We start from the raw sequence: 21,269 nt of genomic DNA, 5'->3' as shown, positions 1-21,269 counted from the left end.
ACGCCGCTCAGGCAGACGCGCTGCGCAAGACCAGGATCTTCGCAAAAGAACGCAAGCCGACCACTTCCTCGAGCACCAGGCCACTCTGTCCGACCACCCGCCGCCAGTCGGACAGACGCCGCTCACGGCCGCCTCCGGCCATGAACATCTGCAGGTCGAACGCCGAACCGGCAGCATCGACCCCGGACTCGGGCAGCACCATTTCCAGCACGGCGATCCGGGCTTTGCCACAGACCCGGCCCAGGTAGCGCAGGCCGGTCACGCAGGCCGCGTCGTCGAAGCAATGCAGCAGCGCCGACAGGAAATAGATGTCCGTCTCGCCCTCTGCCACAGGCAGGGTGCCAAACAGATCCCCCTCCGCAAAGCTCAGCCGGTCGCAGTCGGGCACCGGATGCGCCGCCCAATGGCGCTGCGCCTCGGCAATCACCTGCGCTCTATCCACCACCAGCGCACTCAAGCCCGGATGACGCCGCAGGATCGCCAGCGACTTGGCACCGCGGGAACCGCCGACATCGATGATCCGCCCGAAGCGCCGCCAATCGAAATCGGTGGCGAACGCGTCGCCGCTCAAGGCCTCCACACAATCCATCGCCTCCGAGAACAGACGGTCGAAGGCCGGATCCCGGTCCAGATACGCGAACAAGTCCTCGCCATGGACCCGCCGGAAGGGCGCCGTGCCCTCCCGCACCCCACCCTCCAACTGTTCGAACCACGGCCGGCACATGGGCGCCGCGTTGTGCATCAGCACCATCGCCCGCACACTCTGCGGGTGATCTCCCCTCAGGCAAGCCGAGACGCGGTTGTTGCGGAAGCGTCCTTCCGCATCCACGTCAAACACGCCGGCCGACACCAACATGCGCAGCAGACGCCCGATCGCATCGGCGTCCGCCCCCACCTGCCGGGCGATCTGCGACGCCTCCAGCATCCCCTCCCCCAGCACGCCGGCCATGTCGAGCCGTGCTGCCACATACAAGGCCCGTGACTGCCAGAACGCCGAGCCCATCTGGATCAGCCGGACGGGCGGTGGGACCAGACGAGCCGGCAAACCGGTCAGCCACACGCCGAAAGCCATCGCCTTCCCGAACACGCGCACACCGGCGCCGTGCCTTTGCAAACTTGCGCTCATGCCTGCGACTCCCCGGAAGGCGCCAGCGCCACCTCAAACAGGCGACCATTGAAATCCGCCAGCCGCTCGAGAAACGCGGCCTCCATCGGTCGCCCCATCTGCTCCTCGAAAATGTCCTTCAACAGCATCGGCGTCATCGCCAGGCTGACGAAGGCCAGGCGCATGATGTCCGGATCCACCCCGGCCTCGATCTTGCCATCCGCCTTCAGGCGGGACAGGCTGCGTGCCCCACCGGTGCGCCCGCGCTCCAGCAACTGCTGGATGAAACGCCGGCCCGGCCCCTGGTTGAGGGCCAGCACCTTGAGGATCAGCTTGGGAAACTCGGGCCGCCCGGTCATCGTCCGGTAATACAGCCCGAGGTAATCCGCCAGCCCGCCCACCGACGCCAGCAAAGGGCCATCCAGCGCGTCGAGCAAGGGCGCCATGGTGTCGCGGATCATCTCCTCGTAGAGCCCCTCCTTACTGCCGAAGTAATAGCGGATCATCGACACGTTGGCCCCCGCCCGCTCAGCGATCATCCGCGTCGTAACCCGGTGGTAATCGTCGGCCAGAAAGCAGTCGAGGGCCGCGTGCAACAGGCGGGCGCGAACCGGCCCCCCATCGGAGACAGCAGCAACTTCACTCATGACAGGCATCCGTAACTCAGATGCCATTCAGGTTATCACCGCCCCCCAGCAACCCCGGCCGGCTTTCGTCAATCAAGATCGGGGACTTGATTGATCGCCCTCCTACAGCACCTGGCACGGCTTGGCGGGCCTTTACGCGCAGTGCTAGCCTGACTGCAAGACCTTCCGCCCTGCCAGGAACCGCCATGCCCCTGCCCACCACCCCGCGCGCCGTGCTGATCGACCTGGCGGGCGTACTGCACATCGACGACCAGCCCGTGCCCGGCGCAGTACAGGCCCTCCAGGCCCTGCGCACCAGAGGCCTGCCGCTGCGCTTCCTCACCAACACCACACGCAGCCCGCGGGCTCGCATCGTCGCCAGCCTGCAGGCGATGGGCTTCGACATCGCCGCCGACGAGATCCAGACCGCAGTGCTGGCCACCCGCCGGCTGGTGGAGCAGCGCGGCCTGCATCCCTACTATCTGGTCCATCCCGACATCGCCAGCGAGATCGGCCCCAGCCATGCCGAACCCGACGCGGTGGTGATCGGCGACGCCGGCCCGCACTTCGAATACGACGCGCTGAACACCGTCTTCCGCCTGCTGATGCAGGGCCTGCCCTTCATCGTGATGGCCCGCAACCGCTACTTCATGGCCCGGGACGGCCTCACCCTCGACATGGGCGCCTTCGTCGCCGGACTGGAATACAGCAGCGGCCGCCAGGCCGAAGTGATCGGCAAGCCCGCCGAGCCCTTCTTCCGCGGCGCGCTCGACGAGCTGGGCATCGCCCCCGCCGATGCGGTGCTGATCGGCGACGACCTGGCCGACGACATCGGCGGCGCCCAGGCCGTCGGCATTCCCGGCATCCTGGTACGCACCGGCAAGTTCCGCCCGGGCGACGAACACCATCCCGCCCATCGTCCGGCCGCCATCGTGGACGACTTCGCCGCTGCGGTGGCACGACTGCTCGGCGGCTGGGGGCAGAGGGGCCCCGCGCAGCGCTGATCAGAGAATCTGCGCAACCTCGTCGAAGGCAAAGCGCTCGGCCCGCTCCCGGACCGATGCCGGATCACCGTGGCCCAGATTAGCGATGAAATTGGCCTTGTAACGGCCATCAGGGAAGAATGCACGGTCCAGTTTATCCGCGTCAAAACCACTGATCACACCGACTCCGAGCCCCAGCGCCCGTGCAGCCAGGATCAGGTAAGCGCCCTGCAGCGAGCCGTTGCGCAGCGCCGTCGGCTCCACGATATGCGGTGCCCCCTCGAATAGGGCCCTGGCGTTCGACGAAGCACTCAGCCGGGGCAGATGCTCAAAGAACCGCAAATCGTAGGCAACGATCACGTTCAAGGGTGCCGATAGCGTCTTCTCACGGTTGCTGCCATAAAGAGTCTCGACAAGCTTCGCCTTCGCCTGATCCGAACGCACGAAGACGTAACGTGCAGGCTGCGCGTTGAAAGCGGTCGGCCCCCATTTCACGAGCTCATATAACTGCCGAACAGTCTCATCCGGGACGGGGTCGGGACGGAACCCGTTGAAGGTCCGTGCATCACGGAAGAGTTGGTTGAGAGCCTCGTCGTCGAGACGGATACCCATGTCTGTTTCTCCTGCTGGTAACTGCGGTATCCGGCACTTACGCGCGAGGACGAGCGAGAACGGGCGCTGGGTGTTCCAGCGGCAACAAGGGCAGCAGCAAATCCTTCACCCACTGAGCCTCTTCGATCAAGGGCCAGCCCGATAGAATGAAGGCATCGACCCCAAAATCATCCCGCAGCTCGAACAGCCGTTCGGCCACCTGACGCGGGTTGCCGACAATATAGGTGCCCGGCCCCTTGTCGAGGAGGTCGAACTGGTTCCATGGTGCCAGACCGGCATAGGTGTTGGTATGGACCCGCAGCTCGTCCAGCGTCGGCAGGCGGCCGCTGCGCAGAGCCTCGATACGGGCCTGGGTCTGCGGGTTATCGCTGGACAGCCGCTCAAGCCCACCGGGCACACCGACCCGGTTTTCCAGACTCACATGGATCTGCTTTGCCAGCTGTACCGGGTCGCTCTGCCGCAACAGCCACTGGAAGTGGGCCAGCGCTTCCTCCTCGGTATTGCGCACGATAACGCTAGTCAGCACGCCAAGAGTGAAGCGGCGGCCCTCCGCGGCGGCGGCAGCCTTTGCCGCGGTGAACTGCTCACGCAGCTTCTCCGGGCGCTGGAGAAAGGCGAGATAGGTATCCACCACTTGCGCCGCGTGTTTAAGGCCCGCCGGCGATGCACCGGCCCCCCACAGGGGGAGATTGGGTGCTTGCACCGGCCCCAAGGGCAACTGGGTGGGCTGAAACTCCCGGTCGCCCAGACTCGCCAGATTGAAATACTTGCCCTTATGCCGGACGGTTTCACCTGCATAGAGCTTCTTGAAGAGCTGCCAGTATTCAGCACTCAATTCATAGCGCTCATCGTGGGGCGCATGAACACCGTACTGTGCCAGAGTGTTATCGGTGCCATTCACCAGGTTGAACAGCAACCGCCCACCCGAGTAGTCGTCGAATGTCAGTGCCTGCTGGGCGAGCAAGGCCGGTGGTGTAACGCCTGGATAGACCGGAATGAGGAAGCGCAACTTCTCCGTGAAAGGGAAAAGCGAGGTCACGGTCGTGAACACATCGTGGGCGTAGGTACCGACGAGGGCGCCAAAATAGCCGGCACGGTCAAGCAGATCGGCCAAGCGGCGCAGTCGATGGTGGTCCACCGGGTAGCGGCCCGCATCAAGCCAGGGATAGCGCCCGTCCACCGGACTGATGTACCACAGAACTTTCATGGGGAATCCTTCAAGGAGCAGCCCGACCAGCGGCCGGGCAATGAATGAAATCAAACGGAAGGCAGGGACTCAGGCGAGGGCGTCGATGGCGTTGCGAATACCAGCCTGGATGGACTCGAAGGCACCTGCCGGCAACGGCTTGCTGCCACCCAGCTGCTCGGCGAGGAACAGGATGCGGGCGCCCTCTTCAAGGAACACATTCACCCGGGCGGCCTCCGCAATCGACTTGCCGAACACGAAGACACCGTGGTTGGCATGCAGCACTGCCGGGGCATCGGGTGCGTCGGCCAGCGCCGCGGCAATCGTGGTGCCGTCATAGCGGGTGCTCCAGCCGGCCAGCGGCACCTCCGTACGCACACCGAAGCGCGGCAGGGAGAGATGGTGGTTGGGCAGCGCACGACCAGCCACTGAGAAGGCTGCCAGGTAGGGGGTATGGGTGTGCACGATGGCCTGCACATCGGGGCGAGCTTTGAAGACAGCGCTGTAGATGGGCACGACCTCGAACAGGCCGGGGTTGATCCGACCCTCGACAACCTTCCCATTGAGATCGAGGATCACCACCTCCTGGGCCTTCTCGACCAAGGGACCGTTGAGACTGCCAATGGCGAAGCGGTCCGGCTCGCCAGGCAGCCGCCAACCGCCATTGCCGATCAACACGGGATAACTGCCCGACTCCCGGAAGATGCGGGTGGCCTCAATCAGTTCCGTTTCGACGAGCGCCCTGAAGGTGGAGCGGGTCTCGGGGGATGTCATGGTTTTCTCCAGAATGGAAGGGGGAATGAAAGAGTTCAACGAGGCACGGGGGATCCGGCGGGGAGCTGAGCGAACGCAGCCAGCCGGCGCTGACGCACGGCCAATACCAGCCACAGACCGACTGAAAAGGTAAAGAAGGCCGGCACCAGGAACATTGCAGTGGCTAAACCATGACGGTCGGACAGATAGCCCATGACCTCGGTCTGGAGCAGCGTGCTGCCTACCATGGAGATGGAGATCACCAGCGACTGGGCGGTAGCCCGCAATTGCAGGGGCACCAGTTCGAGCAACAACGGCGTCGACACTCCTAGCCCGGCGGTGGAGAAGAAGATTTCCACGAAGAACCAGATTTCAGCCGTTCTGGCATCACCAGCCAACAACGCGGGGATGACCGTGGCTACGCAAGCGGCGGCCACCAACGCCGACCACGCGGCGTAGGCCCCGGCAAAACGACGGCGCAGAGCACCGGCGACAAAACCACCGGTCAGCGTGCCGGCAACCCCGGCCAGGCCAAAGGCCAGCCCGAAGAAAGCCGTACCCTCCTGATTGCTAAGCCCATAGACCCGGTGCAACAGCGCCGGTCCCCAGAAGCTGACACCACCCAGGGCATACAGTTGAATGGTGTTGCCGAGCACGAAAATCAGAAACAGCGGTTCGCGCAGCAGAGCCGCGGCCTCGCGCAGAGTGGGTCGGGGCGGCGGTTCAGTCCGTCCCTCCGACTGACCTCGGGATGGCTCCTTCAGCAGCAGTACGGCCACCGCCAGCAGCAGACCTGGCAGGCCCGAGATATAGAAGGCCACACGCCAGCCGTATTGAGCCGCGAGCCAGCCGCCGACCACGTAACTGACCGTGTAGCCGAGGATGCTGACACCCGAGTAGACCGCGAAGATCCGCCCCCGCTGGTTGGGCGCAAAGACATCCGCCAGCCAGCTCGGCGCCACACTCTGATAGGCCCCCTCGCCACCACCGACGGCAGCCCGCCAAACCAGCAATGAAACGATGCCGGTGGCGAAGCCCCCACCGATGGAAGCGATGCTCCATAGCACGAGGCCGCCGAGAATTAGGGGTTTGCGCTTCACATGGTCGCCCAAGAAACCCAGGATCGGCACGATCAGCAGATAAGCCAGCGTGAAGGCCATACCGGCCCGGGCCACATGCTGGTCCGTAAGGGCCAGATCAGCTTTCAGCGGTGTCAGTACCGCACCGAGGATAAAGCGGTCCACCGCGCAAGCAAAAGCCAGCAAACCGAAGATGCCCAGAGTGGACCATTGGTGCCGGCTCAAGGCCGTGCTGTCGGGCGCGGCACTGTGCGTACCGCTCATGGCAGGCTCCTGGCGGCGAACGTCCTCTCGCGAAGGGTGCGACGGGCACGGGCCAAGGGCTCGGGGGCCAGCCAAGCATCCACATCGAAGCGCCGCGGCAGAAACCCCAGTTGGTCCAGGTAGTCGTGCTGGGCATGAAGAGCCGCGACCTTGAGGGGATCGAAGTCCAATGCAAGAGTCCGCTGCAAGTCAGAGGCAAAAGCCTCACCGGCAAATCGCTCGGCGGTCGTCTGTTCCCGCGCCACCAAACGCAAGGCCTCGAGCGGATTCGACGCAGCCCAGTCCTCAGCCTCCAGCACGGCAACCAGCAGGCGCTCCACCAGATCAGGACGCCGCTCGACCAGATCGCCATTCACCGCAAGCACCAGCGGCGTGCTGTTGTTGGCCCGCAGCAGTTCGTCCTGCAGATCGAAGAGATCGAACACCCGCCGAAGACCAAACAGAAACTCCAGCTGGATCGTCGGCGATCCGATGGTGCCCGACGCGATCGCATCCACCTCCCCACGAATCAGCGGGAACAGCAGATCCGTATAGCGCCCCGCGGGCGCAACAGTACCGGCGCAACCCGCCTGGCTGGCAAGGGGACTGCGACTGTCAGCGATGAAGCCACGCGACTGCTCTTGCACTACCAGGGTGACATCGTCCAGGCTCAAGCCCGCTGACGCCAGGGCCCGCTCGTAGGTTCGCAGGGCCGTGGCATACACGAAGTCGATAGGCTCGTGCGGCCGCCGCTGCAGCAGCAGGCGCTTGCCCTTCAGATCGGCAGCACTGCGAATACCGCTCTCCGGCAGGGCCAGGACGGTTTGCGGCCCGCGCACGTAGGACAGGCCAATGACGCGGGTATCGGCACCGTTGGAACGGGCCCAGATGGCCGGATAGTTACCCCCTTGGCGAAACACGTTGGGCTCCGCATGGGTGAAATGCGCCTGTAGGACGCCTGGATCAGCCGCGCTCTGCAAGAGCACCAACTCGGCTTCCGGATCGCCCAAGAACGCCTGGTCGAGAAGGCCTAAGTGGATGGCGATGCCCAGGCCAGTGGGCACCGGGCAGCGGGTGTACCAGAGACGCAGGCGGCGGCCTGTTGCGTGGGATGCAGTCACAATGGATTTCCCTTACTGGAACTGATAGGCGACGCGGACGTAGTAGAAAGCCCCGTCGTAGCCGGCCGGAGACAACGGCGAGTACTCGGTCTGCCCCAGGGTCCGACGCTGTGGGATCTGCTTGTCCGGGTAAGAATTGAAGAGGTTCAGGGCACCGGCGGCCAGCTGCCAGCCGGGCGCAGGCGCATAGCCCACCTCCAGATCGGCGATCCACTGGGCGGAATAGGTCTGGTCGTAGACCGGGTTGCTTGCATCCCGGTCTACATAAGTCCCGTATCGGGTTTCGGTGGCAGTCACACGCCACTTACCTTGACGGTAGGTCTGGCCGAACACCCACTTGTTGCGGGGAGCAGCATCCTCGATATAGCCAATCGCCTGCCGGCCGAAGAGGGTCAAGCCGCTGGCCGCCAGCGGGGCCGGATTGGCCTTGACGCGGGTCACCGAGGTATGAGCCTCGCTAAAGGCCGCGTTGAGATCCACCTTGGCGCCATTGCGTAGCTCGAAGCGATACCGGCCCGTCACGTCCACGCCAGTCGTTCGCGTATCCAGGCCATTGGCAAAGAAGTTCGCCACAGTAACCTGAGGATAGCCGGCGGCCGTCAGCAGGCTCGTGACCGTCGGACCACCCAGGTTGTCGGACAGGGTGATGCGGTCGCGGATGTCGATCTGATAGGCATCCACAGTGATCGAGGCATTCTCGATGGGGCGCAAGACAACGCCGACGGACAGGTCGCGGGATTTCTCAGGACGCAGATCGGTGGCACCGAGCGCCCGGGCTGCCGGGTTATCTACCGGCAGCCCACGGGTTTCAACGAAATTAAGGCCCGTGCCAGCCTGAATACCGGTGACCGCATAGCCTGACTGACCAAGAGCCGGCGCCCGGTAGCCGGTGCTGTAGGAAGTGCGCACCGCCACCTTGGGCGTGAAGTCGTAGCGAACAGAACCCTTGCCGTTTACCGTCGTCCCCGAGTCGGAGTATTCGTCGACGCGCCCGACAGCCCCCAGTTGCAGTTTCTCGGTGACCTGAGCCTCCAGGTTCAAGTAGGCGCCCGTCACGCTACGCTGGTAGTCCACCACGTCCTGAGGATAGAGGCCGGTATTGCCCCGCGACCCGATGGACGGCACCTGACCGGCGCTGGGGCCATCGAGGATAAGCACACCACCATTGGCCCATGAACCGTATTCCCCCGCCTTTGTGTGGAAGCGCTCGCGGCGGTGGGAAACCCCCGCAGCCAAATTGAGAGGCTTCGCCAGACCCGCGACGGGCAACTCGCGGGTGTAGTCGAGAGAGTAGGCCCTCAATTCATTGACGCGGGTCGAGATATCAAACGCACGGGGGCTCGCCAGCCCCAAGGTAGCGTTCACCGATGGGCTGGTACGCAGCTTCTGTGTATTGGTACCGTAATAGGTGCTCAGATCGAAATGACCAAGTTGGTCGTCGCCGAACTTGATGCCGGTACTGAGCGAGAAATCGTCCTTGGTGAAAAGGCCGTGGGGCTGGAAACCGTCCGGATAGAGCGCACGTACATTTCCCCGGTCGTTGGGCGGGATGAAGTTTTCCGGCGCATCGTTGTCACTGTTGGAATAGCTGAGCACCGCGTAGGCCCGTGCGCTGCCGCCAATGCCCGTTTCGCCATTAACCAGCAGGTTGTAGCTGTCCCGATCCGGCAGGTAGGCCCATTTGACCTTGTCCTTACGGGCCGTGGCTTCACGGGGATCACCATTGAAGTACCACTGGCGGGGGTCAGTCACACCGCTTTCAGGGTGTCGCTCCCGGTAGGTGTCGAAGCTGACGGTCAGAAACCCATCGTCGCCGAGCGAGGTGCCAAACCAACCATTCACCGCATTGTTGAGTTCCCCCGAGTTGGCACCATACACACCGGTCTGGGCGGCAATACCTGCACCACTGGCAGCCTTGCGGAGCACCACGTTGATGACGCCGGCGAGAGCATCGGAACCGTACTGAGCCGATGCACCGTCCCGCAGGATCTCGATGTGATCGATGGCGCTGATGGGAATCGTGCTCAGGTCAGCAGGCTGAGCGCCACGCCCGAAACCAGAGGTATTGACGCCAGCGCTGGCATGACGCCGCTTGCCGTCCACCAGGATAAGCACCTGGTCCGGGGACAAGCCACGCAGGGTAGCGGCCTTCACCCCATTATTGACATAGCCCCCCTGGGGGAAATTAAAGGAAGGGGACAGGGCCTGCAAAGCTTGGTCGAGGCGAACGGCCCCCGTGCTCAGCAGCTTCTCACGGCCGATCACATCCACCGGCGCAGAACTCTCGAGCGCCTTGAGATCCCGCCGGGCCGTACCCAGCACGACAACGGGCTCCAGACTGACCTGGTCGGCCTCGGGTGGATCGGCTGCCCAGACAAACTGAACAGGGCCGCATACGCCAGCCACGGCAACTGTGATCGCCAGTCTGGAGAAGTCCTTTGAATGTCGTTTTTTCATTTCTGCGCTCTTGAGTGGGGTTGTATCGCGGGGGAATCCGGCCGTCGTCGTCGAACCGTCGGAATCACCTGGACCTGACAGGCCTTATGGGCTACCGTCATTGCAGACCCCGTGCCAAGAACACCTTTTACAAAAAAACAAAGACTTAGAACCTTCAACCTGTCTTTGGTGCGTAATTCTCGACGGAAGGAGGCAATAGATTTCGACAGCAGGCTGTCGAATTTTGACCACATCGAAATTCGCTCATAACCTAATGAACTATTTGAAATAATGGGTGTAGTCACAAGCCTTAATATGGAAACCGTCCTATTTGGCTGCTCCCCGCGGCTCACTCCGTATGGCCACCTCAATCAGCACCCAGCCCGTATTTCAATTGGATTGCCGCAACGGCGTTTTCATTGGAATGCACAACAGCGCGACCAACGCCCCCTTGTCGCCCTCCCAGCGCACAGCCCAGCCGGAGTCCGGCGACAGCGGCACGACAGCCCAGGACAAAGCCAGCGCTATCGTTTATGCCGACCCCCGCTCCCTTGCCCTGCTGGAGTTGATCCGCCGCATCGCGCCAAGCGATGCATCCGTGCTGGTCATCGGTGATACGGGAACGGGTAAGGAACTGGTAGCCAGGCAAATCCACGGCCTCAGCAATCGTGCCAACAAGCCTTTTGCCGCCATCAACTGCGGCGCGTTTCCTGAAAATCTGTTCGAAAGTGAATTATTCGGTCACGAAAAAGGGGCGTTCAGCGGAGCCACCCACACCAAGACGGGCTGGTTTGAAACGGCCAACGGCGGCACCCTTTTCCTCGACGAGGTCGGCGACCTTCCTCTGTCCTTGCAGGTCAAGCTACTGAGAGCCCTGCAGGAGGGCGAAGTGATCCGGGTCGGTGGGCGCAAGACCATCCCCGTGGACGTTCGCATCATCGCAGCGACCAACAGGGATCTGGAACAGGCTGTGAAGGCTGGACGCTTCAGGGAGGATTTGTACTTTCGCCTCAAAGTCGTGCGGATCCCCCTCTCGCCGCTACGAGAACGTTCCGGAGACATCGTTCCACTCGCACGCCACTTCATGTGCAAGTACGTGCGCAGCCTTGGCCTGCCGCCAATACGCCTTGCCCAGGACGCACTGAGCAAGCTGAGCCGCTATAGCTGGCCCGGCAATATCCGCGAACTGGAAAACACGATCCACTCCACCCTGCTGACCTTCACTGGGGAGTTCATCCGCGCCAAAGACATCGATCTGCCGGAATTGGACCGGGATGCCCCCTTTGACGTCCCCACCTTGGAGCCTGCAGACAACGTGATCCGCCTGTCCGCGCTCGAACACTTCCTACGCGACCAGATGAGTGCGCCCATACCGCAACTGCTGGATTCGGTCATAGAAACCACAGTCCGGATCGCCTACGAAAACGCGGGCCGCAACCAGGCACAAGCGGCACGCATCCTCGGTATATCGAGGAGCGTGCTGCGGACCCACCTAAAGAACATCGGCCTGCTCAACACTGCACCGACCTCCTAGCAAGTCCGCTTCCACCTGCTCCCTCTAGCGTCAGCGCTCTAACCGGCGTTCCCACCCCCACTCCGCCTCATACCCTTGCAGGCCCAGCGGTCGGGGCTTTGGCACGATTTTTGTATGAATTTTATAAAATTCATCATACAGCGTAGCCCCGAAAGCCGATGACCGGACTCCACACCCCAAAACTGCTGCTCAGCATCGCCTGCCTCGCCCCCGTCGCCGCCGGGGCTGGGGGCATCCAGACCCTCGACGTTGTCGAAGTCAGCGCCCGCGCCGACGACCTGGTCGGCGTCGCCACAGCCGCCTCCGAAGGCAGCGTAACCGCCCGGCAATTGGGCAATCGCCCGCTGCTGCGCCCCGCCGAGGTGCTCGAGACCGTGCCTGGGCTCATCGTTTCCCAGCACAGCGGCGACGGCAAGGCCAACCAGTACTACCTGCGCGGCTTCAACCTGGACCACGGCACCGACTTCGCCACCAGCCTGATGGGCATGCCGGTCAACATGCCGACCCACGGCCAGGGCTACGCCGACCTCCAGTTCCTGATTCCCGAGCTGGTCGACACGCTGCGCTACCGCAAGGGCCCCTACGCCGCCGACGTGGGCGACTTCGGCTCTGCCGGCTCGGCGGCCATCGACTACGCCCGCGTGTTGAAGGAAGACTTCATCGACCTCTCGGTGGGGTCCCATGGCTACCGCCGCGCCCTCCTCGCCGGCTCCCCGGCGCTGGCCAGCGGCAATCTGCTCTATGCCCTGGAATGGGCCGGCAACGACGGCCCCTGGGCGATGCCCGAGAACCTGGACAAACTCAACGGCCTGCTGCGCTATTCCCAAGGCAGCCGCAGCAACGGCTGGTCGGTGGCCGCCATGGCCTATACCGCCAAGTGGGCGTCCACCGACCAGGTGCCGCAGCGCGCCATCGACAGCGGCCTGATCTCCCGCTACGGCAACCTCGATCCCAGCGACGGCGGGCGCACCCACCGCTACAGCCTGTCCGGCGAGTGGTCGCGCCAGGATGCCGACGGCTGGCTGCGCGGCAACGTGTATGCGATGGATTACAGCCTCAACCTGTGGTCGAACTTCACCTTCTGCACCCTCGGCTGCAATCCGGGGCCCGGCGACCAGTTCGAGCAGGCCGACCGCCGTCAGGTGTACGGCTTCAACCTGGCTCAGACCTGGTACGGCAACGGGCTGGCCAAGGGCGCCGACTTCACGCTGGGTTTGCAATCCCGCCTCGACGACATCGGCCGCGTCGGCCTGTACACCACCACCGCCCGCCAGCGCTGGGGCACCGTCGCCGAGAGCCGCGTCAAGGAAGGCAGCCTCGCCCTCTACGCGGAAAGCCAGATCCAGTGGCTGGACACGTTCCGCAGCATCGTCGGCTGGCGCCAGGACTTCTACAACTTCGACGTCACGTCCAACACCCTGGCCAACTCCGGCAATGTGGGCGCCCGCATCGGCAGCCCCAAGCTGTCCCTCGTCTTCGGCCCGTGGCACAAGACCGAGTACTACGCCAACCTCGGCTACGGCTTCCACAGCAACGATGCCCGCGGTGTGACCGCGCGGACCAACCCGGATTTCCGCGACCCCGGCTATGGCACGCCGGTGGACAGCTCCACCCCACTGGTGCGCACCAAGGGCTACGAACTGGGCATGAGGAGCGCCATCCTGCCCGGCCTGCAGACTTCCCTTGCCCTGTGGCAACTCGACATCGCCTCCGAGCTGGTTTTTGCCGGTGACGCCGGCACCACCGAGCCGAGCTTCCCGAGCAAGCGCACCGGCATCGAATGGGCCAGCTACTGGACACCGACCGCCGCGATCATCGTCGATGCCGACCTTGCCCTGTCCCGCGCCCGCTACACGCGGGTGGACGACAGCGTGCCCGGCCCCTACGTGCCCGGCGCAGTCCAGAAGGTCGCCTCGCTGGGCGCCAGCTACGACAACGGCGGCCCCTGGTCCGGCGGCGTGCGCCTGCGCTACTTCGGGCCGCGCCCGCTGATCGAGGACGACTCGGTGCGCTCCAAGGGCTCGACCCTCATCAACCTGCGCGCCAGTTACCGCCTCGACCGGCGCACCCGGCTGTCCCTCGACGTGCTCAATGCCCTCAACCGCAAGGTCAGCGACATCGACTACTACTACGCCTCGCAACTGAGCGGCGAGGCCGCGCCGGTCAGCGACATCCACACCCACCCCGCCGAACCGCGCAGCTACCGGCTGTCGCTGCGCATCGGCTTCTGAACCCGGTCGACGCGCAAGCATGCAAAACGGATGATCCGGGATCGCCGCAACCCGTGCCCGACCACCATGACGCCATCACTGACTGTCCGCCGCACGGCCGATACCGACGCCGAACGCATCCGCCACCTCCGCATCGCCTCCCTGACCGATGCACCCCATGCCTTTGGTGCCCGCCTGGAAGACGTACTCGCATAGCCCCATGACGTATTCGAGAAGATCGCGCAGGGCCACAGCGCCTCGAAGGTCTCGACCTCGTTCCTCGCGTTTTCCGACGCAGAACCCATCGGGACCATTGGCGCCTTCTTCGAAGGCCCGGAACACAAGCGGGCCTTTGTCTGCGCCTTCTGGGTCGCACCGTCGGTCCGTGGTTCCGGTGCTGCACGCATGCTGCTGGATACCGCCGTCCAGTGGCTGACCAGCCAGGGCGCCCGGAGCATCTTCGCCTGGGTCGCCGACTCCAACTCGAGGGCATGGGCCTTCTATCGCCAGCAAGGCTTCGTTGCCACCGATGAAACCCAGGCCCTGCCATCGAATCCCGCAGAATCCGAAACCCTTATCCGCCTGGATACCGATGCGGGCTAGGCCCTTGCGCCGGGCGTCACCGTCATCCAGGCATGTTCAACGGCCGGCCGGCGCAGATCGCCAGCGGCTCGATGGTGGTCGGCGGAGCCAAGCCCCCCGACGCCCTGCGATTACACGGAAATGGTGGTGCAGGCGGCGGCAAGGGTCTGATTCCGATCAAGCGTAAAGATGCCCCTACCCGACCATCGCTTGAATGGATGCCTCATCATTCAACCAGGTGTCGTCGAAGAATGTGACTGCGCCAGTGGCCAGGTCGTGTTTGGCGCCAATGATGCCGATCTTGCCGGCGGCGATCATGTGCTCGAGGATGTAGCTGCGGTTGATGATCGAGCGCACCGAATGGCGTACGTTCAGGTTTGCAACATTCTCGACGAACGCGGCGTTCTTCGAATTGCGCTTTGTCGGCTCCAGGGTCTGGCTCTCCTGGTACACGGCAGGCTGGATCTTCGACAGCAGTTCGGTCAGGTTCCCGAGTTCCACGTGGTCGCAGGCGCCCTTGATGGCGCCGCATGAGGAGTGTCCGAGCACCACGATGAGTTTCGACCCGGCTACGTTGCAGGCAAACTCAAGGCTGCCGAGGATGTCGGTGTTGATCACATTGCCGGCGATACGCACCGAGAAGATATCCCCGAGGCCTTGGTCGAAGATGAGCTCGGCCGATGTACGGCTGTCAATGCAGCTGACGATGGTGGCGAACGGCCATTGACCATCGCGCGTCTCGTTGGCCTGCTGCAACAGATCGCGGCTCGCGCGCAGGTTGTTGACGAAGCGGGCGTTGCCTTCCTTGAGGAGTTGCAGGGCGAGTGCCGGGGTGACGGTGGCCTGGGTTTCGAGGGTGTGCGTTTTCATGGTGAGTCGTATCTGGCTTTCCAGCGGTTGGGCTGGGACGCAATATTACCGACGGGAGAAAATAAGTAATAATCGATATTTGCAATGATATTGATCGATAAATATCTATGAATGCCACCTTTCGCCAGTTGCGCCTCTTCCTGGCGCTGGCCGAGCGCGGCAGTGTCACCGCGGCCGCCGAGGCCTGCCATGTCACCCAGCCAACGGTGTCGATGCAATTGCGCGAGCTGGCCGAGGCCGCCGGTCTGCCTCTTTACGAGCAGATCGGCAAACGTCTGTTCCTGACCCCTGCCGGCGAGGCACTGGCAGCGACGGCACGAGCGATGCTCGACGAGTGGCTCACCTTCGAGCAGACCCTCAATGCCATGAAGGGGCTGCAACAGGGACGTTTGCGCGTCGCGCTGGTGAGTACCGCGGAGTACTTTGTGCCGCGCCTGCTGGGCAACTTTTGTACGGAACACCCGAACATCGAGATTGCCCTCGAGATCCTGAATCGCGACGGGGTGGTCGCGCGCCTGCGCGAGAACCGTGACGATCTCTACATCATGTCGATGCCGCCCGAGAATCTCGACCTCGAACAGCACGCCTTTCTGCCCAATCCGCTGGTCCTGATTGCCTCCGATGGGCACCGGCTGAAGGGGCGCCATCTGGAACTGGCCGACCTCTCGGCAGAGCGCTTCATCCTGCGGGAGCGTGGTTCGGGCACACGCTTGGCATGCGACGCGTTTTTCTCGCGCACCGCCTTCGTGCCGCAGGTCAGGCTCGAGTTGGGCAGCAACGAGGCGATCAAGCAGGCGGTTGCCGGTGGCCTCGGTATTGCAGTGATCTCGCGCCATGCGCTTCCGGCGCGGCCCGCGGACGATCAACTGACCATTCTGGATGTGGCCGGTTTTCCACTCCAGTCCCGGTGGTTCACGCTTTATCCACGCGGCAAAAGGCTCTCTCCGGTTGCGGCGGTGTTTCTCGAACATCTCGAACAAACAGCGCTGGAATGGAGTGAGCGGCGCGAGTCGGGCTCGTAGGCGGCAAGAACTCCATTTTCCGGCACCCGGCAATGCCTGGTATCGGCTGGCCGACGACGTGGGGCGCCTGGCCTTGTTCGACCGGTTGTCGGCGCGCCAGCAGCAGTTGCATGCGCTGCTGGCGATGGCCTGCGGGGATGCGTGGGAGGTCTTCCGCCGGCAGGCGCCGGCCCCATCAGGAGAACGACCTGTGGGCCTGCCACATGATTGCTGCGGAGGCGCGGGGTGTGAAATATGGGCGGCATGTCCACCCGATAAATTAGCGGGATGAAATCCGGTGCCCTGGCCTGTGCGGCCCTGATCTTTCCCTCCTGGGTTTTCGCCGCCCGTCCGTTTGTAACCGATGACGCGCGCTTGACGACCGGCTGGAGTTGCCAGTTCGAGAGCTGGATGCGCATGTATCCGGACAGCCGGGAAGTGTGGGCGCTGCCGGCCTGCAACCCGACCGGGAATCTGGAATTCACCTTTGGCGGCGGACGGGCCCGATACGACGGGGAAGCGGCGACGCGGGATTATGTCTTCCAGGCCAAGACCTTGTTCCGCCCGCTGGAGAGCAATGACTGGGGCTGGGGCCTGGCGGCGGGCACCATCCGCCATCCGGAGATCAATCCTGGCCCGAACCTGCTGGGCAATACCTACGCCTATGTCCCGGTTTCCATTTCCCTGCATGACGACCGGCTCATCGTCCACGCCAATCTGGGCTGGCTGAAGGACAGGGCGTCAGGACGCAACAGCACATCGTGGGGGATTGGCGGGGAATTCAGCTTGCGCGCCGGACTGCTCGGCATTGCGGAGACCTACGGCGACAGCAACGGCATGACTTATGGGCAGCTGGGCGTCCGCCATTCCGTGATCCCCGATCTCTTCCAGCTCGATGCCACCGCCGGACAGCAGTTGGCCGGGCCCGGCAAAAGCCATTGGCTCTCCTTCGGCATCCGCTACACGCCCGCTCGATTGTTCTGAACCCACGCCGTCGGTTGGCACGCTGCACGTTTGCTAAGGATAAAGCGTGGCAGCTTCCGGCCACTCGCCCCGCATTGAGTTCATACTCACTTAACATTCTCGACGGCTCACTCCTCTTCTCCTTATCTCAGGGAGGCTCTCCATGAACATACGTACCAAACTCAGGGCCCTTGGCGGCATCACGGTAACGGGACTGCTCATCATTGCGGCCGCCACCATCTGGGGGCTCAATGCCATCCGGTCCGTCGAAGACACGGCCCATCGGCGCGAGAGCTACGTGGCCGACCTGCTGGAAGTGAAGGCCAGCGCGGCGATAACCGTCATGCTCGATCCGCGTCTGCCGACGACCAAGGAGATCTTCGCCACCGCCTCGCAGAGCATTGAGCAGAACGGCCAGCATGCGGTCGCGGCAATCCGCCGGGCCGAGGTCCGCGATGCGCTGGTCGGGATTCTGACGCGCTGGGAACAGTATCGGGACGCTTCGCTCAAGCTGCTCGCCACGGCGGCAGACGATCCGAAAGACGCCAACGAGGCGTTGCTGCAGGTCTACAGCCAGCAGTTCAAACCCTTCCAGGCGGAGCTGGACGGTTTCATCGCCAAGCGGCGGGAGGAATCGGCAAAGGGTGTGGAAGAGGCGCAAGCGGTGTCGTCCGAGGTGTTCTGGATCGTCATCGGCCTGCTGGCGGTGGGCATCGTGCTCACCGCCTCCGTGATCATCGGCGTGTCCCTGTCGCTGCAGTCCAGCCTGCAGGCGATCTTGCGGCAGCTGGCACCACTCAGCCAGGGCGACCTGACCCAGCGCCTGCCCAACCGGGGCCGGGATGAGCTGGACGAGGTGGCGGCAGGCGTGAATGCCTTCGTCGCCGAGTTGCAGTCCATCGTCCAGCGCACGCGGGACCGTTCGCACCAGCTTTCCAGTGCATCGGCCCAGCTGAGCGCGGCAGCCAACGGGGTTTTGCAGACATCCAATCAGCAGAGCGATGCGACCTCGTCGGTGGCTGCTTCGGTGGAGGAGTTTTCGGTGAGCATCGACCAGGTAGCCGACAACGCCACCCAGGCAGAGGAGAAGGCCCAGCAGTCGGGGACACTGTCGCGCCAGGGGGGCCAGGACGTCCAGAAGGCCGTCGCCGAGATTCAGCGGGTTGCCCAGGTGGTGAACGACGCCACCACCCAGATGCAGACCCTCGGCCAGCAGGCACAGGACATCAGCAGCATCGTGCAGGTGATCAAGGACGTGGCGGACCAGACCAACCTGCTGGCGCTCAACGCGGCCATCGAGGCGGCCCGTGCCGGGGAGCAGGGGCGCGGCTTCGCCGTCGTCGCGGACGAGGTGCGCAAGCTGGCGGAGCGGACGACCAGCTCGGCCCAGGACATCACCACCAAGGTGGCTTCCGTGCAGCACAGCACCGAGGCGGCATCGGCAGTGATGCTGAAGGGGAATGAGTTCGTCACCGACAGCGTGCGTCAGATCGAGGCGGCGGGAAGCTCGATGCAGCAGATCAGCGACGGCTCGGCAGGCGTGCTGGGGGCAATTACCGACATTTCGACGGCGCTGCGGGAGCAGCGCATCGCCGGCGCGGAGATCGCCAGGAACGTGGAGCGCATTGCGCAGATGACCGACGCCAGCCGCTCATCGGCGTCGGACGTCTCGTCGGCCGCATCGCAACTGGAACGGCTGGCCCAGGATCTGCAGACCGAGGTGGCGCGCTTCCGGGTGTGAGGGCCGGGCGCGGTTCGGGACCAAGATTCGCGCCTGCGCCTACGGTGCCGCCGGACGCCCTCCGCGAAACGCTTCCTCCAGATAGCCCAGCAGTACCGTGATGCGCGCCGGCTGGTAGCGCCGGCTCGGGTAGGCCACGTAGAGCGGCGAAGCTTCGCCGCGGGCGTCGGGGAAGAGCTCCACCAGGCGGCCAGCGGCAAGGTCGTCTTCCACATCCAGGCGCGATTTGTAGGCGATGCCGTGGCCCTGCACCGCCCATTGGCGCACCAGCGCACCATCGTCGGCGGCGCGGTCGCCGCGCACCGCGATCTCCTTTTGCTGGCCCTGGTGGAACAGGCTCCACCGGTCGAACAGTTCGCCGTTGCGGTAGAAACAGATGCAGTTGCAGCCGGCCAGCTCCTCGAAGGTGGCCGGCGTGCCGTGGCGGGCCAGGTAGTCCGGCGCAGCGACCAGCACACGGCAGTTGTCGGCAAGCTTGCGGCCGATGAGGCTGGAGTCGGCCGACAGGCCGTAACGCAGTACCAGGTCCACCGGGTGGCGGTAGAGGTCGGTGAGGCTGTCGGACAGGTGCATGACCAGCCGGACCTGCGGGTGGCGCAGGCGGAAGGTTTCGAGCAGCGCGTCGAGGCGGCCGCGCCCCAGGTCGGACGGGGCGCCCAGGTGGATATCCCCGCTGAGCTGCTCGCGCCCTTCGCGCAACGCCGCGAGGCCTTCTTCGAGCAGTTGCTGGGACTGGCTGCAGTAGGCGAGGAAGTTCTCGCCGGCCTGGGTGAGCCGTAGCGAGCGGGTCGAGCGTTCGAAGAGCTGGCTGTCCACGCGCTGCTCCAAGCGCTTGATGGCGGCGCTGGCGGCGGCGGCACTGAGGCCGAGGGCCCGCCCGGCGGCGCTGATGTTGCCGAGTTCGCTGACGCGGATGAAGAGCTGGACGTCGGCCAGGTGAATCATTTTCAAACCTCGTTTGAGAATGCATCAAATCCTAGCCCAATTATCAAATGGCCACCCCTTGCCTAGACTGGCTCCGTCTCCACTTCCTTCAGGCCTTCATCATGAACGCACCCCTCTTCCAACCCTTCTCCCTCGGCACGCTGACGCTGCCCAACCGCATCGTGATGCCACCGCTGACCCGCGCCCGCGCCGGCCAGCCGGGCAACGTGCCGACCGCGATGAATGCCGAGTATTACGCCCAGCGCGCCTCGGCCGGGCTGATCGTCGCCGAGGCCACCGATATTTCGGCGGACGCCAAGGGTTACTCCCTGACGCCGGGCGTGCACAGCGCCGGGCAGATTGCCGGCTGGCGCCTCGTCACCGACGCGGTGCATGCAGCCGGCGGGCGCATCTTCCTGCAGATCTGGCACTGCGGCCGCATGTCCCACCCGAACCTGCGCGGCGGCGCGACGCCGGTGGCGCCGTCGGCGGTCGCCTTCCCGGGCCAGATCTGGCTGGCCGGGCCCGACGGCAAGGGCGGCATGGTGGATTGCCCGGTGCCCCGCGCCCTCGAACGGTCGGAGATCGCGCCCATCGTCGCCTCCTTCCGCCAGGCGGCGCTGAACGCCATCGAGGCGGGCTTCGACGGCGTCGAGATCCACGCCGCCAACAGCTACCTGATCGACCAGTTCCTGCGCACCACCTCCAACCGCCGCGACGACGACTACGGCGGCAGCCGGGACAACCGCCTGCGCTTCCTGCGCGAGGTGGTGGACGCGGTGATCGGGGCGATCGGCGCCGAACGCACCGGCGTGCGCCTGTCGCCGCGCAACCAGATCCGCGGCATGGACTGCCCGGACAGCCTGCCGACCGCCCTCGCCGCGGCGGCCTTTCTCAACGAACGGGAGGTGGCCTACCTGCACACCAACGAGCCCGAAGAGCCCGAGCCCAACCCGGCGGCGGAAGCCTTCCATGCCGACCTGCGCGCGGCCTTCCCGCGCCCGATCATCGTTGCCGGCGGCTATACGCTGGCCCGCGCCAATGCGGTGCTGACCAAGGGCCACGCCGACCTGGTGGCCTTCGGCCGGCCCTTCATCGCCAACCCGGACCTGCCGGCCCGCCTGCAGCACGGCTGGCCCCTCACCACGCCGGACGCCACCACCTTCTTCGGCGGCGACGCCCACGGCTACACCACGTATCCGTTCCACACCGCCATCACCAAAGAGCACGGCTCCGCCCTCGGCAAGGTAGCGCTGGAAAGCTTCGACTGAGCGCACCCGGCAGGAGTAGATCCTGTTGT

19 protein-coding genes are annotated in these 21,269 nt (G+C 64.5%); 9 read left to right on the top strand and 10 right to left on the bottom strand.

Annotated elements, in window-relative coordinates; all coding sequences use genetic code 11:
- Positions 1-7 precede the first annotated feature (7 nt).
- Both B4920_RS11250 and B4920_RS11245 read right to left on the bottom strand, forming a co-directional pair.
- Positions 8-1,126, bottom strand: coding sequence for a methyltransferase (locus B4920_RS11250; protein ID WP_079434783.1), 1,119 nt, complete (start codon positions 1,124-1,126; stop codon positions 8-10).
- A complete protein-coding gene (locus tag B4920_RS11245) occupies positions 1,123-1,752 on the bottom strand; it encodes a TetR/AcrR family transcriptional regulator (protein ID WP_079434782.1) in 630 nt (209 codons plus the stop codon). The genes B4920_RS11250 and B4920_RS11245 overlap by 4 nt, the downstream gene beginning before the upstream one ends.
- A gap of 185 nt (positions 1,753-1,937) precedes the next feature.
- On the opposite strand from B4920_RS11245, the gene B4920_RS11240 reads away from it, so the two are divergent.
- A complete protein-coding gene (locus B4920_RS11240) occupies positions 1,938-2,735 on the top strand; it encodes a TIGR01458 family HAD-type hydrolase (protein ID WP_079434781.1) in 798 nt (265 codons plus the stop codon).
- Here B4920_RS11240 and B4920_RS11235 read toward each other — a convergent pair whose 3' ends face one another.
- The 6 genes from B4920_RS11235 to B4920_RS11210 form a co-directional block, all read right to left on the bottom strand.
- Positions 2,736-3,326 (bottom strand): malonic semialdehyde reductase, encoded by a 591-nt coding sequence (locus B4920_RS11235; RefSeq protein ID WP_079434780.1) that lies wholly within the window; start codon positions 3,324-3,326, stop codon positions 2,736-2,738.
- Between the two features lie 37 nt (positions 3,327-3,363).
- On the bottom strand, positions 3,364-4,533 hold the full coding sequence (locus B4920_RS11230) for an LLM class flavin-dependent oxidoreductase (protein WP_079434779.1): 1,170 nt from the start codon (positions 4,531-4,533) through the stop codon (positions 3,364-3,366).
- Between the two features lie 69 nt (positions 4,534-4,602).
- The gene (locus B4920_RS11225) at positions 4,603-5,286 is read right to left on the bottom strand and encodes a class II aldolase/adducin family protein (RefSeq protein WP_079434778.1); all 684 of its coding nucleotides are present in this window, start codon (positions 5,284-5,286) and stop codon (positions 4,603-4,605) included.
- Positions 5,287-5,321: 35 nt separating this feature from the next.
- Positions 5,322-6,608, bottom strand: a complete 1,287-nt coding sequence (locus B4920_RS11220) for an MFS transporter (protein ID WP_079434777.1) — start codon at positions 6,606-6,608, stop codon at positions 5,322-5,324.
- Positions 6,605-7,708 carry an ABC transporter substrate-binding protein gene (locus B4920_RS11215; protein WP_079434776.1) on the bottom strand — a complete coding sequence of 368 codons (1,104 nt, stop codon included), beginning with the start codon at positions 7,706-7,708 and terminating at the stop codon, positions 6,605-6,607. The genes B4920_RS11220 and B4920_RS11215 overlap by 4 nt, the downstream gene beginning before the upstream one ends.
- A gap of 12 nt (positions 7,709-7,720) precedes the next feature.
- On the bottom strand, positions 7,721-10,165 hold the full coding sequence (locus B4920_RS11210) for a TonB-dependent siderophore receptor (protein WP_079434775.1): 2,445 nt from the start codon (positions 10,163-10,165) through the stop codon (positions 7,721-7,723).
- A gap of 337 nt (positions 10,166-10,502) precedes the next feature.
- Here B4920_RS11210 and B4920_RS11205 point away from each other — a divergent pair, with 337 nt between their 5' ends.
- The 4 genes from B4920_RS11205 (at position 10,503) to B4920_RS11195 (ending at position 14,491) form a co-directional block, all read left to right on the top strand.
- Positions 10,503-11,678, top strand: coding sequence for a sigma-54-dependent Fis family transcriptional regulator (locus tag B4920_RS11205; RefSeq protein WP_139379495.1), 1,176 nt, complete (start codon positions 10,503-10,505; stop codon positions 11,676-11,678).
- Between the two features lie 158 nt (positions 11,679-11,836).
- Positions 11,837-13,909 carry a TonB-dependent receptor gene (locus tag B4920_RS11200; protein WP_079434773.1) on the top strand — a complete coding sequence of 691 codons (2,073 nt, stop codon included), beginning with the start codon at positions 11,837-11,839 and terminating at the stop codon, positions 13,907-13,909.
- Positions 13,910-13,939: 30 nt separating this feature from the next.
- Positions 13,940-14,104, top strand: a complete 165-nt coding sequence (locus B4920_RS29490) for a hypothetical protein (RefSeq protein WP_161493288.1) — start codon at positions 13,940-13,942, stop codon at positions 14,102-14,104.
- A gap of 21 nt (positions 14,105-14,125) precedes the next feature.
- On the top strand, positions 14,126-14,491 hold the full coding sequence (locus tag B4920_RS11195; protein ID WP_079434772.1) for a GNAT family N-acetyltransferase: 366 nt from the start codon (positions 14,126-14,128) through the stop codon (positions 14,489-14,491).
- 174 nt (positions 14,492-14,665) lie between these two features.
- On the opposite strand, the gene B4920_RS11190 is transcribed toward B4920_RS11195, so the two are convergent.
- Positions 14,666-15,340 carry a carbonic anhydrase family protein gene (locus B4920_RS11190; RefSeq protein ID WP_079434771.1) on the bottom strand — a complete coding sequence of 225 codons (675 nt, stop codon included), beginning with the start codon at positions 15,338-15,340 and terminating at the stop codon, positions 14,666-14,668.
- A 107-nt stretch (positions 15,341-15,447) separates the two neighbouring features.
- On the opposite strand from B4920_RS11190, the gene B4920_RS11185 reads away from it, so the two are divergent.
- From B4920_RS11185 to B4920_RS11175, 3 genes are all read left to right on the top strand, one after another.
- On the top strand, positions 15,448-16,362 hold the full coding sequence (locus B4920_RS11185; protein ID WP_079434770.1) for a LysR family transcriptional regulator: 915 nt from the start codon (positions 15,448-15,450) through the stop codon (positions 16,360-16,362).
- 267 nt (positions 16,363-16,629) lie between these two features.
- On the top strand, positions 16,630-17,325 hold the full coding sequence (locus B4920_RS11180) for a hypothetical protein (RefSeq protein WP_079434769.1): 696 nt from the start codon (positions 16,630-16,632) through the stop codon (positions 17,323-17,325).
- A 142-nt stretch (positions 17,326-17,467) separates the two neighbouring features.
- Positions 17,468-19,045 carry a methyl-accepting chemotaxis protein gene (locus B4920_RS11175; RefSeq protein ID WP_079434768.1) on the top strand — a complete coding sequence of 526 codons (1,578 nt, stop codon included), beginning with the start codon at positions 17,468-17,470 and terminating at the stop codon, positions 19,043-19,045.
- 39 nt (positions 19,046-19,084) lie between these two features.
- Here the strand turns inward: B4920_RS11175 and B4920_RS11170 are convergent, their stop codons facing one another.
- Positions 19,085-19,990: a LysR substrate-binding domain-containing protein gene (locus B4920_RS11170; protein ID WP_079434767.1), complete on the bottom strand. Its 906-nt coding sequence runs from the start codon at positions 19,988-19,990 to the stop codon at positions 19,085-19,087.
- Positions 19,991-20,091: 101 nt separating this feature from the next.
- Here B4920_RS11170 and B4920_RS11165 point away from each other — a divergent pair, with 101 nt between their 5' ends.
- A complete protein-coding gene (locus B4920_RS11165) occupies positions 20,092-21,240 on the top strand; it encodes an alkene reductase (RefSeq protein WP_079434906.1) in 1,149 nt (382 codons plus the stop codon).
- Positions 21,241-21,269 lie beyond the last annotated feature (29 nt).

The organism is Zoogloea sp. LCSB751 (assembly GCF_002028455.1).
GTDB lineage: Bacteria > Pseudomonadota > Gammaproteobacteria > Burkholderiales > Rhodocyclaceae > Zoogloea.
The sequence above is the reverse complement of the archived record's forward strand: the minus strand, read 5'-3'. Positions and strand labels throughout refer to the sequence as shown.

What these genes read in the sequence shown, in the direction of transcription:
- B4920_RS11170 (WP_079434767.1), bottom strand. Translation starts at nt 19,990, where the DNA reads ATGATTCACCTGGCCGACGTCCAGCTCTTCATCCGCGTCAGCGAACTC.
- B4920_RS11240 (WP_079434781.1), top strand. Translation starts at nt 1,938, where the DNA reads ATGCCCCTGCCCACCACCCCGCGCGCCGTGCTGATCGACCTGGCGGGC.
- B4920_RS11210 (WP_079434775.1), bottom strand. Translation starts at nt 10,165, where the DNA reads ATGAAAAAACGACATTCAAAGGACTTCTCCAGACTGGCGATCACAGTT.
- B4920_RS11200 (WP_079434773.1), top strand. Translation starts at nt 11,837, where the DNA reads ATGACCGGACTCCACACCCCAAAACTGCTGCTCAGCATCGCCTGCCTC.
- B4920_RS11220 (WP_079434777.1), bottom strand. Translation starts at nt 6,608, where the DNA reads ATGAGCGGTACGCACAGTGCCGCGCCCGACAGCACGGCCTTGAGCCGG.
- B4920_RS11185 (WP_079434770.1), top strand. Translation starts at nt 15,448, where the DNA reads ATGAATGCCACCTTTCGCCAGTTGCGCCTCTTCCTGGCGCTGGCCGAG.
- B4920_RS11165 (WP_079434906.1), top strand. Translation starts at nt 20,092, where the DNA reads ATGAACGCACCCCTCTTCCAACCCTTCTCCCTCGGCACGCTGACGCTG.
- B4920_RS11225 (WP_079434778.1), bottom strand. Translation starts at nt 5,286, where the DNA reads ATGACATCCCCCGAGACCCGCTCCACCTTCAGGGCGCTCGTCGAAACG.
- B4920_RS11205 (WP_139379495.1), top strand. Translation starts at nt 10,503, where the DNA reads ATGGCCACCTCAATCAGCACCCAGCCCGTATTTCAATTGGATTGCCGC.
- B4920_RS11230 (WP_079434779.1), bottom strand. Translation starts at nt 4,533, where the DNA reads ATGAAAGTTCTGTGGTACATCAGTCCGGTGGACGGGCGCTATCCCTGG.
- B4920_RS29490 (WP_161493288.1), top strand. Translation starts at nt 13,940, where the DNA reads ATGATCCGGGATCGCCGCAACCCGTGCCCGACCACCATGACGCCATCA.
- B4920_RS11190 (WP_079434771.1), bottom strand. Translation starts at nt 15,340, where the DNA reads ATGAAAACGCACACCCTCGAAACCCAGGCCACCGTCACCCCGGCACTC.
- B4920_RS11180 (WP_079434769.1), top strand. Translation starts at nt 16,630, where the DNA reads ATGAAATCCGGTGCCCTGGCCTGTGCGGCCCTGATCTTTCCCTCCTGG.
- B4920_RS11250 (WP_079434783.1), bottom strand. Translation starts at nt 1,126, where the DNA reads ATGAGCGCAAGTTTGCAAAGGCACGGCGCCGGTGTGCGCGTGTTCGGG.
- B4920_RS11245 (WP_079434782.1), bottom strand. Translation starts at nt 1,752, where the DNA reads ATGAGTGAAGTTGCTGCTGTCTCCGATGGGGGGCCGGTTCGCGCCCGC.
- B4920_RS11235 (WP_079434780.1), bottom strand. Translation starts at nt 3,326, where the DNA reads ATGGGTATCCGTCTCGACGACGAGGCTCTCAACCAACTCTTCCGTGAT.
- B4920_RS11175 (WP_079434768.1), top strand. Translation starts at nt 17,468, where the DNA reads ATGAACATACGTACCAAACTCAGGGCCCTTGGCGGCATCACGGTAACG.